This is a genomic window from Streptomyces sp. NBC_00310, from assembly GCF_036208085.1.
Lineage (GTDB): Bacteria > Actinomycetota > Actinomycetes > Streptomycetales > Streptomycetaceae > Streptomyces.
In genome coordinates this window covers 7,902,065-7,914,781 of the sequence record NZ_CP130714.1, presented here as the reverse complement: position 1 = coordinate 7,914,781, position 12,717 = coordinate 7,902,065, and the positions used below count along the sequence as shown (strand labels likewise).

Below are 12,717 nucleotides of genomic sequence, written 5' to 3'. Positions count from 1 at the left end.
CCCCTCGTCCCTGCACAGCGAAGCGCCCGTCCCCGACCTGCAGCCCGGGGACGGGCGCTTTTGTGCCACCGTTTGTCTCACATGAGAATTTTCGTATGTGGCTCGGAGGTCAGTCGCCGATAAGCGCATCCACGAACGCCTCCGGCTCGAACGGTGCCAGGTCGTCCGCGCCCTCTCCCAGGCCGACGAGCTTGACGGGTACGCCCAGCTCGCGCTGGACGGCGATGACGATGCCGCCCTTGGCGGTGCCGTCCAGCTTGGTGAGGACGATGCCGGTGATGTCGACGACCTCGGCGAAGACACGGGCCTGGACCAGGCCGTTCTGACCGGTGGTGGCGTCGAGGACGAGCAGGATCTCGTCCAGCGGCGCGTGCTTCTCGACGACGCGCTTGACCTTGCCGAGCTCGTCCATGAGGCCGGTCTTGGTGTGCAGCCGGCCGGCGGTGTCGATGAGGACCACGTCGGCGCCCTCCTCGATGCCCTCCTTCACGGCGTCGAAGGCGATGGACGCCGGGTCGCCGCCCTCGGGACCGCGCACGGTACGGGCGCCGACCCGTTCGCCCCACGTCTGCAGCTGGTCGGCGGCGGCGGCACGGAAGGTGTCCGCGGCGCCGAGGACGACGTTCTTGCCGTCGGCGACGAGGACCCGGGCGAGCTTGCCGGTGGTGGTGGTCTTGCCGGTGCCGTTGACGCCGACGACCATCACGATGCCCGGGGTGTCGAGCGGCGAGTCGGTGTTGACCACGCGGTCGAACTCGGGGACGAGAATCGTCAGCAGCTCCTCGCGCAGCAGCGCGCGCAGCTCCACGGGGGTGCGGGTGCCGAGCACCTTCACCCGCTCGCGCAGCCGTTCGACCAGCTCCTGGGTGGGCTGCACGCCGACGTCGGCGGTGAGGAGGGTGTCCTCGATCTCCTCCCAGGTGTCCTCGTCGAGGTGCTCACGCGAGAGCAGCGTGAGCAGCCCCTTGCCGAGCGCGTTCTGCGAGCGGGAGAGCCGGGCGCGCAGCCGTACCAGACGGCCGGCGGTCGGCTCGGGGATCTCGATCTCGGGAGCGGCCGGCGGCTCCTCGACGGCGACGGGCGCCGTCGCCGTGCCGTCCGGGAGATCCACCTCCTCGATCGTTCGGCGCGGTTCGTCGCGCGGCGTCTCGGCCTCGTCGCCGATATGCGGCTCGGCCGGAGGTGCGGTGATGTCGGGGGTCGTGGGGGGCGCCGGGGGCAGCGACTTCTTCTTGCGGCCGCCTACGACGAGCCCGCCCAGCACGCCGAGCACGACCACGGCGATGACTACAGCAAGGATGAGTTCCATAACTAGGCCAGTATGCGGGACCGACCCGCGCCGCGTTCGATCGCCGTACGGGGGCACGCGCCCTTCCACACCCCTGGATACCTGACGAACCGTCAGCTAACGTCCCCCTCCACAGCCGCCCGAAGGGGGTCCCCCATGCCCGTCACGGTCGTCCGTTTCAATCTGGTCGAGCCGGGCGCCACGCCCGCCTCGCTCCGGGCCCGCTACCGGGCTGCCGTCGAGATGGCCGCGTACGCCGATGAGCAGGGCATCAGCACCGTGCAGACGGAGGAGCACCACGGGGTCGAGAACAACTGGCTGCCGTCGCCGTTCGTCTTCGCGGGGGCGGTGTTCGGGGCCACCCGGCGTATCGCGGTCACGGTGTCGGCGGTGATCGGGCCGTTGCACGACCCGCTGCGGCTGGCCGAGGACATCGCCGTCCTGGATCTGGTGAGCGGCGGACGGCTGGTGACCGTCGCCGGGATCGGGTACCGGCCGGAGGAGTACGCGCAGTTCGACGTCGACTGGAAGGGCCGCGGAAAGCTCCAGGACGAGGTGTTGGAGACGTTGCTCCAGGCGTGGACCGGTGAGCCGTTCTCCTACCGGGGGCGCACGGTCCGTGTCACTCCGCGTCCGGGCACCGAGCCGCATCCGCTGCTACTGGTCGGCGGCTCCTCGAAGGCCGCGGCCCGCCGGGCGGCACGCCTCGGGCTCCCCTTCTTCCCGAGTGCGCATCTGCCGGAGCTGGAGGCGTACTACAAGGAGCGGCTCGTCGAGTACGGCACCGAGGGCTGGACGATGATGCCCGCCGCCGAGACGCCGTTGCTGCATGTCGCGGAGGATCCGGACCGGGCGTGGGCCGAGTACGGCGGGCATTTCCTGCACGAGGCGCGGACGTACGCCTCCTGGCAGTCGGCCGGTATCCGGTCGGCCGTGCGGTCGGGGGCGGCGACGGTGGCGGAGCTGCGCGCGGAGGGCGTGTACCGGATCGTGACGCCGGACGAGTGTGTGGCGCTGGGCCTGGACAGCTACGTACTGCATCCGCTGGCCGGCGGGATGCCGGTCGAGGAGGGGTGGCGCGGTCTGCGGCTGTTCGCCGAGCGGGTGCTGCCCCGGCTCGACGGCTGACCACCACGCCCCGCGCCTCGCGCCCCGGAGAAACGCCGTCCCGGCCCGCTCGGTGGTCGGGCCGGGACGGCGGAGGGGACGAGGAGAGGGGCAGCGGGGACTTGGCCCTTCTCCCCGGACTCGGGGAGGCGCGTGGCCGACGGGCCGGCTAGCCCATCTCCTCCAGCGACTTGCCCTTCGTCTCCTTCACGAACTTGAGGACGAAGGGGATGGAGAGCGCGGCGAAGGCCGTGTAGATCACGTACGTCAGCGAGAGGTTCCATTCGGCCAGGGACGGGAAGCTCGCGGTGATGGCCCAGTTGGCGATCCACTGCGCGGAGGCGGCCACGCCCAGGGCGGCGGCGCGGATCCGGTTCGGGAACATCTCGCCGAGCATGACCCAGACGACGACCCCCCAGGAGAGGGCGAAGAAGAGGACGAAGACGTGGGCGGCGATCAGGGCGACCCAGCCCTGGGTGGCGGGGAGCTTGCCGTCGACGAGGTCGAAGGAGAAGGCCCAGGCCTCCAGGGCGAGGCCGAGGACCATGCCGACGGAGCCGATGAGGGCGAGGGGCTTGCGGCCGATCCGGTCCACGAAGATCATCGCGATGACGGTGCCGACGATGTTGATGATCGAGGTCGTGAAGGAGTAGAAGAACGACTCGCTCGGGTCGACGCCGACGGACTGCCACAGCGTGGCGGAGTAGTAGAAGGCGACGTTGATGCCGACGAACTGCTGGAAGACCGAGAGGCCGATGCCGATCCAGACGATCGGCTTGAAGAAGAAGCTGCCGCCGAGCAGGTCCTTGAAGGTCGACTTGTGCTCGCTGTGCATGGCCGACTCGATCTCGGCGACCCGGGCGTCCAGGTCGACGTCCTTGCCCTCGACCTCGGCGAGCACCTCACGGGCGCGCTCGTCCTTGCCGACGGAGATCAAGAAGCGCGGGGACTCGGGGATCGCGAAGGAGAGCAGGCCGTAGAGCACGGCCGGGACGACCATGACACCGAGCATGATCTGCCAGGCCTCCAGGCCGAGCAGCTCGCCGCGCTGGTCGCCGTCGGCGGCGTTCAGGATGCCCCAGTTGACCAGTTGGGAGATGGCGATACCGACGACGATCGCGGCCTGCTGGAACGAGCCGAGCCGGCCCCGGTACGCGGGCGGGGCGACCTCGGCGATGTAGGCGGGGCCGATGACGGACGCCATGCCGATGGCGAAGCCGCCGACGATCCGCCAGAAGGCGAGGTCGTACAGCGCGAAGGGGAGCGCGGAGCCGACGGCGCTGACCGTGAAGAGGGCGGCCGCGATCTGCATGCACCGGATGCGCCCGATGCGGTCGGCTATCCGGCCCGCCGTGGCCGCGCCGACGGCACAGCCGATCAGCGCGACGGCGATGACCTGCGCCAGAGCCGTGGAGCCGATGTCGTAGCGGCCTCGGATGGCTTCGACGGCGCCGTTGATCACGGCGCTGTCGTAGCCGAAGAGGAAGCCGCCCATCGCGGCGGCGGCCGCGATGAAGATCACGTGCGAGAGATGGTCGGGCTGAGCGTCCCGCACTCCTGTCGGGGATGTCTGCGCACTGCTGGTCACGTCTGTACTCCTCGGACCACCGGCAACGTCGCCGATGTGGGGGGAACCTTCGACTTGAAGGCAAAAGCAACGCCCCAGAGAATATGCCTTCAACTTTCGAAGTCAAGAGGGGACTGAAGGTCACGGAAGGGCAGTCTTCATCACATCGCGTTCAACTCTTGAAGAAATGGCAACGGCAGCGGAATCAGCACCCGCCTACCCGCGCGCGAAAACGACTAACGCAATCTCTGGCTGATGACCTTCGACACGCCGTCGCCCTGCATGGACACGCCGTACAGCGCGTCGGCGACTTCCATCGTCCGCTTCTGATGGGTGATCACGATCAGCTGCGACGCCTCCTGCAGCTCCTGCATGATCCGGATCAGCCGCTGCAGGTTGGTGTCGTCGAGCGCCGCCTCGACCTCGTCCATCACATAGAACGGGCTGGGCCGCGCTTTGAAGATCGACACGAGCATGGCGACTGCGGTCAGTGACCGCTCGCCGCCCGAGAGCAGCGACAGCCGCTTGACCTTCTTGCCCGGCGGACGGGCCTCGACGTCGACGCCGGTGGTGAGCATGTTGTCCGGGTCGGTGAGGATCAACCGCCCCTCACCGCCGGGAAACAGCCGACCGAAGACTCCCTCGAACTCCCGTGCGGTGTCCCAGTAGGCCTCGGTGAAGACCTGCTCGACCCGCTCGTCGACCTCCTTCACCACCTGGAGCAGATCGGCGCGGGTCTTCTTCAGGTCCTCCAGCTGCTCGCTGAGGAACTTGTGCCGCTCCTCCAGGGCCGCGAACTCCTCCAACGCCAGCGGGTTGACCTTGCCGAGCTGCTGGTACGCCCGCTCGGCCGCCTTGAGCCGCTTCTCCTGCTCGGCACGGTGGAACGTCTTCGGCTGGTTGCGGGGGTGCTCCGGATCGTCCGGCAGCTCCTCCCCCTCGGCCGGTGGCGACGGCGGTACGAGCTGATCGGGCCCGTACTCCGCGATCAGCCCTTCCGGTTCGACGCCCAGTTCCTCCAGCGCCTTGGTCTCCAGCTGCTCGATCCGCATCCGCTTCTCGGCCCCGAGCACCTCGCCCCGGTGGACGGAGTCGGTCAGTTTGTCCAGCTCGGCCTTGAGATCACGCCCCTCGTTACGGGCCTGGCCGAGTTCCTGCTCCCGGCGCGCCTTGGCGGCGTCGGCAGCGGTGCGTTCCTCCTCCGCGCGGGCGAGGGAGACCTCCACATGGCGCAGCAGCTGCCGGGCGCCGGACGCCACGGCCTCGGCGACGGCCGCCTCGTGCCGCAACCGCGCCCTGCGCTGCTCGGCCCGCGCCCGCGCCTCGCGCTCGGCGCGCGCGGCCCGGTCGAGGGAATCCGCACGCCCCGCGAGCCCCTTGACCCGCTCCTCGTGCGTCCGCACCTGGAGCCGGGCCTCCATCTCGGTCTGCCGCGCGTTGGCCCCGTCCGCCGCGAGCCGATCCCGTACGGAGGTGTCCGGCTCCTCCTCGACGGGCATCTCCTCGGCCACCGCGAGCCGTTCGGCCAGCTCCTCGGCTTCCTGGACGGCCTTGTCGAGCGCCTCCTGAGCGCGGGCGGCGGCGGCCGTGGACCGCTCGGCCTCCCCTGCGGCGCCCCTCGCCTGCCCGGCCAGCCGCCCGAGCTGCTGGGCGACCGCGGACTTCTCCCGCTCGGCCGCCCGGCGCCGCTCCCCCAGCTCCTCCACGAGTCCGGCCCGTTCCCGGCGCAGCTCGACCGCGTTCTCCTGGGCCTCGGCCAACTCCTCACACCGTACGGCCAGCTCCTCCAGCTCGGCCGCCGCCTCGTCGACGGACGCCTGCACCTCCAGCAGACTCGGCGCCCCGGCCGAACCGCCGTGCGCGAAGTGCGCCCCCAGCAGGTCGCCTTCGGCGGTGACGGCGGTGAGATCGGGGCGCGCGTAGACGAGGTCCTCGGCGTCTTCGAGGGTGTCGACCACGACGACTCGGTGGAGAAGTCGGCGTACGGCCGGCATGAGGTCGGAGGGGCCACGGACCAGGTCGGCGGCGAAGTGCCCGGCGGGGGCCGCGGGGAGGGGCGGTCGTCCGTCCGCGGGTTCGTCGTGGCTGGTCTCGCCGTTCCCCGCGCCCCTTCGGGACGCCGCCGTTGGTGGCAGGTCCTCCGGCGCCCCCGCCAGCAGCAGCGCCGCCCGGCCCGCGTCCTGCTTGCGCAGCAGTCGGATCGCCTCGGCGGCCGAGGCGGGGGTGGTCACCGCGATCGCGTCGGCCGCCGCGCCGAAGGCCGCCGCGAGGGCGACCTCGTGGCCCGGGGTCACCGTCAGCAGTTCGGCGGCCGGACCCAGCAACCCACCGAGCTTGTCCTTCGCACCGAGCAGCGCGCCCGTCCCGTCCTTGCGGCGCAGGCCCAGGGCGAGGGCTTCGTGGCGGGCCTGGGTGGCGGCGCGGCGGCGTTCGGCGGTGGTGGTGGCCTCGCGGGCGACCGTGAGGGCGGACTCGGCCTCGGCCAGGGCGCGCTTCGCGGCGTCGTGCCGCTCGGCCAGTTCGGAGTCGCCGGCGTCGAGACCGTCGACCTCGGCCTTCAGCACCTCGTACTCCTCCTGCGCGGTGACGGCACGTTCCCGCGCCTCGTCGCGGGCGGCGGCGAGACGGTCGATCTCCGCCTGGGCGGAGGCCGCGCGGGAGCGGGCCGCGTTGACCTGGCCGTTGAGGCGCGCGAGGCTTTCGCGGCGGTCGGCGATGGAGCGGGCGACGTCCTTCAGCCGGCGTTCCTCGACCAGCAGTTCGCGCTCCAGCTCGGCGCGGTGCTCGACCGTGTCCTCCAGTGCGTGCTCGGCCGCCTCGAGGGCCGCTTCGAGCTCGGCCTCCTGTTCCCGGATACGGGCGGCCTCGCGCTCCATGTCCTCCGGGTCGCGGCCGCGCCGCTCCTCGGGAGGCGCGGAGGTGGCGCTCTTGACCCGGGCGTCGGCCAGGGAGATCGTGCCGCGTACCCGTTCGGCGAGTTGCGAGAGCTCGTACCAGGTCTCCTGGGCCCGCTGCAGGCGCGGGTTCAGCCGTCGTACCTCGCCCTCCAGATGTGCCTCCCGCTGGAGCGCCTTCTTCAGCTCGGCCTCGGCGGCCTCCTTGCGCTGCTTGAGCGCGGCCTCGTCGGCGACCTCGGTGCGGAGCGCCGCGTGGAGTCGTACGAGATCGTCGGCCAGCAGTCTCAGGCGCGCGTCGCGCAGGTCGGCCTGGATGACGGCGGCCCGGCGGGCGACGGCGGCCTGGCGGCCGAGGGGCTTGAGCTGACGACGGAGCTCGTCGGTGAGGTCCTGGACGCGGGCCAGGTTGGCCTGCATGGCGTCCAGTTTCCGGAGCGCCTTCTCCTTGCGCTTGCGGTGCTTGAGCACACCGGCGGCCTCTTCGATGAAGGCGCGGCGGCCCATGGGGTCGGCGTGCAGGACGGAGTCGAGCTGGCCCTGGCCGACGATGACGTGCATCTCGCGGCCGATGCCGGAGTCGGAGAGCAGGTCCTGGATGTCGAGGAGGCGGCAGGTGTCGCCGTTGATCTGGTACTCGCTGCCGCCGTTGCGGAACATGATCCGCGTGATCGTGACCTCGGAGTACTCGATGGGGAGGGCCCCGTCGGAGTTGTCGATGGTCAGGGACACCTCGGCGCGGCCGAGCGGGGGCCGCCCGGTGGTGCCGGCGAAGATGACGTCCTCCATCTTGCCGCCGCGCAGCGACTTCGCGCCCTGCTCGCCCATGACCCAGCTGAGCGCGTCCACGACGTTGGACTTGCCCGAACCGTTCGGTCCGACGACGCACGTGATGCCCGGCTCGAACCGGAGCGTGGTCGCCGAGGCGAACGATTTGAAACCACGGAGGGTCAGGGCCTTGAGGTGCACGGCGCTGGACTCTACCTTCCGGCCTTGTCCCACTCCATGAACGCGCGGTTTCGCACATGAACGTGCAGGGCACATCAGACGTTAGGGAGAGTGAGGGAGCACGGGGGTTCGGGGGAAAGAAAGAAGGGACGCCTCTAGAGAAGGCGTCCCTTGCAGATCTGACAACTTAGCGGTTGATACGGGCAGCCCAACCACTGCTGTCTGTTGTGGTGCGATGCAGTGATCAGGTGAGCGCAGGCTCCGCCTGGCGTGCGTCGAGCTCCATGAGCGAGTCGTGAGAAGCGGCAGCCGTCAGCGCGTCGTTCTCCGCCTGGATTCGTCCGAGCTCGGATTCCAGGTCCTGGACGCGCTGCTGGAGCCGTCGCATCTCGGCGAGGAGTCGCGGATCGGAGCCGCCGACGTAACCGAGAAGCGCCTTTGCCATGATGGATGGTCCTCCACACTGATGACCGACCGAAGCGGTGTGGGTCGTGAGGGAATCGCACCCGCGATGCTTGGCACTGTTGAGTTTTTGCTGCCGTTCTCATGCCAAACAGCTAAGGTGCGCGGGGTTGCTTTTAGCGTCTCACCAAAAAGTTTGACGGTCAACACGATCACGCCCCGTATCGGCGGGCACCCCGGTTCCGCGCGGCCCTGAGCGGGCGACGCTGCGGCGATTCAGGGACCTCTCCTGGCCGGCGGAGCGAGGGGATCATCCTTCCTTCGGAGCCTGCCATGACAAGTGCGTCTTGGCAATCACCTGCACATTTCTGTTTTGTGCATGCTCCTGGCATATGCCGGTGGCGCACCCCTCCGCCCGCGCCCGGCCCGCCCTACAGAAGGGGGTCAGCGGATGGCGAAGCCGTCGTACCCCCCTCGCGGTGTGTCCCAGATCTCGGTGACACCGTCCACGCGCCCGGGCGTGTCGTCACTCTCAAGCCACTCCAGGAGCCCCTGGCACGCCTCACGGGGGCCCTCGGCGACGACCTGGACCCGTCCGTCGGCCAAATTGAGAGCAAAACCACTCAGCCCGCCGATCTCCAGCGCCCTGGCCCGGGTGAACCAGCGGAAACCCACACCTTGCACCCGTCCACGCACCCAGGCGGCCAGCCGTACATCCTCGCTCATGACTGCACGCTAACGGGCCAATGTCTCCTGGGTCTCTCCCTCCCCTGGCGCCATGCTGTACCGTCCCCACCCAATGAATCTCATATGAAACTCACTCCTTCGTGTGAGATTCGTGAAGACGACGATCACAACGTTGACGAGATCCCCAACGTTGACCTCAGGACACGCAAGGACGAGGAAGGCCAAGACATGGGACGCCACCGACGCTCCGCCGCCGGCCGCGCCGCCAGGGGGGGCCGCGCCGCCGGGGTCACCGACACGGGCTTCACCTCCGAAGAGCCGCACTACGGTCCGGAGAACCTGTACGGGTTCGCCGCGGTCCTGGAAGCCGACGCCCAGGCCGCGTCGCGGGGCGGCGGGTCCCGCCGCCGCAAGAAGAGGGCCGTCACCCCCGTCAAGACCGGTCTGCTCGGTGTCTCCGCCGCCGTCGCCCTCGGCACCGTCGCGGTGGCCACCGGGGTGCTGCCGGGTGGCGACACGTACACGGTCAGCGGGGGCAGCAGCAACGAGACGGTGGTGCCGGCCGGCTCACCCACCGGTGCGGCGGCCCAGCAGGGCGGTACGGACGGCGCCGCGCAGGAGCAGCGCGAGGACGAGTCCACCAGCCGTGACGCCGAGCGCGAGGCCTCGCCGTCGAACACCCCGGCCCCCTCGAAGAAGCCGTCCGAGAAGAAGCCCTCCGAAGAGGCGGGCAAGGACACCGGCTCGAAGAAGACCAAGAAGCCGTCCGCCGAGCCCACCAAGGAGAAGGGGAAGGACAAGAAGACCACGTCCCCGGTGGAGGTCTCCGCGGAGACCCAGGCCGAGGCGGCGGTCCTTCTGCTGGTCAACGAGGAGCGGGCCAAGGCGGGCTGCAGCCCGGTGGCGGCCAACAGCGACCTGGCGAAGCTGGCCGAGATCTTCAGCAAGGACATGGCCCTCCGCGGCTACTTCGACCACACCGACCCCGACGGCGCCGACCCGTGGGACCGCGCGGCCGCCCTCGGGATCACCGGCCTCGGCGGCGAGAACATAGCCCGCGGCCAGGCCACCGCCGAGGCGGTCATGGAGGCCTGGATGAGCAGCCCCGGCCACAAGGCGAACATCCTGAACTGCGACTTCAAGACCCTCGGCGTCGGCGTCCACCTGGGCGACGGCGGACCGTGGTGGACGCAGGACTTCGGCTACTAGGCCCGTCCGCCGTCAGGCGCCCTCCGAGCTCCCGCTAACCAGGAGTTAGTGCAACCTTCTGGTTAGCGCTGCGCCGGAGTATCCTCGACGTATGGAATCAGCCGCGCAGACCGCCGTGACGCCCGCGCAGGCCGCCGCGGGCGCGGACGTCGGGAACCTCGCCGATCTGCCCTTCGACGTGTTCGCCAAGAACTGTCCGTCGAGGGGCACCCTGGAGCACGTCACGGGCCGCTGGGGGGTGCTCACGATGGGCGCGCTGCACGAGGGGTCGCTCCGCTTCAACGAGCTGCGCCGTCGCGTTGACGGGGTCAGCGAGAAGATGCTCTCCCAGACCCTGCACGCCCTGGAGCGCGACGGCCTGGTCCACCGCGAGGCCCAGCCCACCAACCCGCCCCGCGTCGACTACACCCTCACCCCGCTCGGCCGCGAGGTCTCCGAGCGCCTGCTGTCCCTCATCACCTGTGTGGAGGACCGCATGGAGGACGTCCTCCGGGCCCGCGAGCGTTACGACGAGACGCGCGGCGCCCGCTGACACCTCGGGCAGAAGTAGCTGGACCGGTTCATCCAGGGCCGCCGCCGCATCGGCGTGGCACAGCGGCGGCAGGGCAGCCCCTCACGGCCGTACGCGTCGAGCGAGCGGTCGAAGTACCCCGACTCGCCGTTCACGTTGACGTAGAGACTGTCGAAGCTCGTGCCGCCCACCGCGAGGGCCGCGTTCATCACGTCCCGTACGTGGCCCAGGAGTTCGGTGGTGCGGGGGCGGGTGAACCCGGCGGTGGGGCGCTCGTAGTGGATCCTCGCCCGCCAAAGGGCCTCGTCGGCATAGATGTTGCCGACTCCGCTGATCAACGACTGGTCGAGCAGGGCCCGTTTGACGGTCGTACGCTTCCGTCGCAGCGCCTGGTGGAAGGCCTCGGCGTCGAACAGCGGGTCGAGGGGGTCGCGGGCGATGTGCGCGATGACGTCCGGCAGGCCGTCGGGGGTGGTGTCGTGCAACGACAGTCCACCGAAGGTGCGTTGGTCCACGAAGCGGAGTTCGGTGCGCAGGTCGTCGGCGAAGCGGACGCGGATCCTGAGGTGTTTCTCGTCCACCGCGTCGTGCGGCTGCACGAGCAGTTGGCCGCTCATGCCGAGGTGGGCGAGCACGGCGATGCCGGTGTCCTCCACGGGCAGCCACAGGTACTTGCCGCGTCGGCTGGGCTCTCCGATGAGGTGGCCCTTCAGCCGGTGCGCGAAGTCCTCGGGGCCGGCCAGGTGCCGGCGGATCGCCCGGGGGTGCAGCACCTCTACGTCGGCGACGGTGCGGTGGGCCACCCAGCGTGCGAGACCCCGTCGTACGACCTCGACCTCGGGGAGTTCGGGCACGGGGTCCTCCGGAGGGTGAGCGCGAGAGGGGTGGGGGGTGATGTCGTGGGGCGGCTGCGGGTGGGTTGTGGTTGCTCGCGCAGCTCCCCGCGCCCCTAAAAGATCAGGGGGCGCCCCCAGGTTTTGAGGGGCGCGGGGAACTGCGTGAGCAACCGCGAACCGACCTGCACGTACCCACTCACCGCAGCCGCCCCCTCACCCCCGGGCAGGGGTCTGGGGGCGGCAGCCCCCGGCAAGACCTCAGGCCGGGGCAGTGTCCGAAGGAGTCTCGGCGGACTCGTCGGGCAGGACCGCGGCTTCCGCCGCCGCCTTCGCCCGCTCGTCCGCCGCGGCGCGGATCGCAAGCCAGGCCGACTCGGCCGCCTGCTGCTCCGCTTCCTTCTTGCTGCGGCCGGTGCCGGTGCCGTACGAGACGCCTCCGACGCGGGCGGCAGCGGTGAAGGTCTTCTCATGGTCGGGGCCGGTCTCCGTGACCAGGTACTCGGGCACGCCGAGCCCCTCGGTCGCGGTGAGCTCCTGGAGACTGGTCTTCCAGTCCAGGCCGGCTCCGAGGTTCGAGGACTTCTCGATCAGCGGATCGAACAGGCGGTGCACCAGCTCCGCCGCCGAATCGAGTCCCTGGTCGAGATAGACCGCACCGATCACCGCTTCGAGGGTGTCGGCGAGGATGGATGCCTTGTCCCGGCCACCTGTGCCCTCTTCACCACGGCCGAGCCGGATGAAGGAGCCGAGGTCGAGCCCGCGGCCCACCTCCGCCAGCGCACGAGAATTGACCACCGCGGCCCGCAGCTTGGCCAGTTGGCCTTCGGGCAGGTCGGGGTGGGTGCGGTACAGCGTGTCCGTGACCACGAGGCCGAGGACGGAGTCCCCGAGGAACTCCAGGCGCTCGTTGGTGGGCAGGCCGCCGTTCTCGTACGCGTACGAACGGTGGGTCAGCGCACGCACCAGAAGGGCGGACTCGAGCTGGTAGCCGAGCCGCCCTTCCAGAAGCGTGTGGGGCGAGGCTGTGTTCTCCGCCTTTTTCTTGGCGTTGGTCTCCGCCTTGGCGTCAGACATAGAGCCTCTCACCAGCCGCTCAGACCTCGAGGACCTGGCGCTTGTTGTAGGTGCCGCAAGACGGGCACGCGATGTGCTGCAGCTTGGGCTCGTGGCAGCGCTCGCACGCAACCAGGGTGGGGACCGCAGCCTTCCACTGCGACCGGCGGTGGCGCGTGTTGCTGCGCGACATCTTCCGCTTCGGAACAGCCACG

General features: G+C 70.2%; 11 protein-coding genes. 3 read left to right on the top strand and 8 right to left on the bottom strand.

Annotated features, from left to right (window positions below; genetic code table 11):
- Nucleotides 1-109: 109 nt before the first annotated feature.
- Nucleotides 110-1,309, bottom strand: coding sequence for a signal recognition particle-docking protein FtsY (ftsY, locus tag OG202_RS34770; protein WP_326576833.1), 1,200 nt, complete (start codon nucleotides 1,307-1,309; stop codon nucleotides 110-112).
- Between the two features lie 135 nt (nucleotides 1,310-1,444).
- Here ftsY and OG202_RS34765 point away from each other — a divergent pair, with 135 nt between their 5' ends.
- Nucleotides 1,445-2,416: an LLM class flavin-dependent oxidoreductase gene (locus OG202_RS34765; RefSeq protein WP_327727645.1), complete on the top strand. Its 972-nt coding sequence runs from the start codon at nucleotides 1,445-1,447 to the stop codon at nucleotides 2,414-2,416.
- A 148-nt stretch (nucleotides 2,417-2,564) separates the two neighbouring features.
- Here OG202_RS34765 and OG202_RS34760 read toward each other — a convergent pair whose 3' ends face one another.
- The 4 genes from OG202_RS34760 to OG202_RS34745 all read right to left on the bottom strand — a co-directional run bounded on the left by OG202_RS34760 (nucleotide 2,565) and on the right by OG202_RS34745 (nucleotide 8,932).
- Nucleotides 2,565-3,983, bottom strand: coding sequence for a sugar porter family MFS transporter (locus tag OG202_RS34760; protein WP_326576837.1), 1,419 nt, complete (start codon nucleotides 3,981-3,983; stop codon nucleotides 2,565-2,567).
- A 215-nt stretch (nucleotides 3,984-4,198) separates the two neighbouring features.
- Nucleotides 4,199-7,825 (bottom strand): chromosome segregation protein SMC, encoded by a 3,627-nt coding sequence (gene smc / locus OG202_RS34755; RefSeq protein WP_328224091.1) that lies wholly within the window; start codon nucleotides 7,823-7,825, stop codon nucleotides 4,199-4,201.
- Nucleotides 7,826-8,048: 223 nt separating this feature from the next.
- A complete protein-coding gene (locus OG202_RS34750) occupies nucleotides 8,049-8,249 on the bottom strand; it encodes a hypothetical protein (RefSeq protein ID WP_005479841.1) in 201 nt (66 codons plus the stop codon).
- A 401-nt stretch (nucleotides 8,250-8,650) separates the two neighbouring features.
- A complete protein-coding gene (locus tag OG202_RS34745) occupies nucleotides 8,651-8,932 on the bottom strand; it encodes an acylphosphatase (protein ID WP_327727647.1) in 282 nt (93 codons plus the stop codon).
- 189 nt (nucleotides 8,933-9,121) lie between these two features.
- Here OG202_RS34745 and OG202_RS34740 point away from each other — a divergent pair, with 189 nt between their 5' ends.
- Both OG202_RS34740 and OG202_RS34735 read left to right on the top strand, forming a co-directional pair.
- Nucleotides 9,122-10,102 (top strand): CAP domain-containing protein, encoded by a 981-nt coding sequence (locus OG202_RS34740; RefSeq protein WP_326576843.1) that lies wholly within the window; start codon nucleotides 9,122-9,124, stop codon nucleotides 10,100-10,102.
- A gap of 91 nt (nucleotides 10,103-10,193) precedes the next feature.
- Complete coding sequence (locus OG202_RS34735; RefSeq protein WP_326576845.1) at nucleotides 10,194-10,634, top strand: winged helix-turn-helix transcriptional regulator; 441 nt, start codon at nucleotides 10,194-10,196, stop codon at nucleotides 10,632-10,634.
- Here the strand turns inward: OG202_RS34735 and mutM are convergent.
- From mutM to rpmF, 3 genes are all read right to left on the bottom strand, one after another.
- Nucleotides 10,607-11,467, bottom strand: a complete 861-nt coding sequence (gene mutM / locus OG202_RS34730; protein ID WP_327727648.1) for a bifunctional DNA-formamidopyrimidine glycosylase/DNA-(apurinic or apyrimidinic site) lyase — start codon at nucleotides 11,465-11,467, stop codon at nucleotides 10,607-10,609. The genes OG202_RS34735 and mutM overlap by 28 nt on opposite strands.
- Before the next feature lie 240 nt (nucleotides 11,468-11,707).
- Nucleotides 11,708-12,523, bottom strand: coding sequence for a ribonuclease III (gene rnc / locus OG202_RS34725; protein ID WP_405895478.1), 816 nt, complete (start codon nucleotides 12,521-12,523; stop codon nucleotides 11,708-11,710).
- A gap of 19 nt (nucleotides 12,524-12,542) precedes the next feature.
- Complete coding sequence (gene rpmF, locus OG202_RS34720) at nucleotides 12,543-12,716, bottom strand: 50S ribosomal protein L32 (RefSeq protein WP_007493396.1); 174 nt, start codon at nucleotides 12,714-12,716, stop codon at nucleotides 12,543-12,545.
- Between the last annotated feature and the right edge of the window lies 1 nt (nucleotide 12,717).

Coding starts and splice junctions, on each gene's coding strand:
- ftsY (WP_326576833.1), bottom strand. CDS start 1,309: ATGGAACTCATCCTTGCTGTAGTCATCGCCGTGGTCGTGCTCGGCGTG.
- OG202_RS34765 (WP_327727645.1), top strand. CDS start 1,445: ATGCCCGTCACGGTCGTCCGTTTCAATCTGGTCGAGCCGGGCGCCACG.
- OG202_RS34750 (WP_005479841.1), bottom strand. CDS start 8,249: ATGGCAAAGGCGCTTCTCGGTTACGTCGGCGGCTCCGATCCGCGACTC.
- OG202_RS34745 (WP_327727647.1), bottom strand. CDS start 8,932: ATGAGCGAGGATGTACGGCTGGCCGCCTGGGTGCGTGGACGGGTGCAA.
- OG202_RS34740 (WP_326576843.1), top strand. CDS start 9,122: ATGGGACGCCACCGACGCTCCGCCGCCGGCCGCGCCGCCAGGGGGGGC.
- OG202_RS34735 (WP_326576845.1), top strand. CDS start 10,194: ATGGAATCAGCCGCGCAGACCGCCGTGACGCCCGCGCAGGCCGCCGCG.
- rnc (WP_405895478.1), bottom strand. CDS start 12,523: ATGTCTGACGCCAAGGCGGAGACCAACGCCAAGAAAAAGGCGGAGAAC.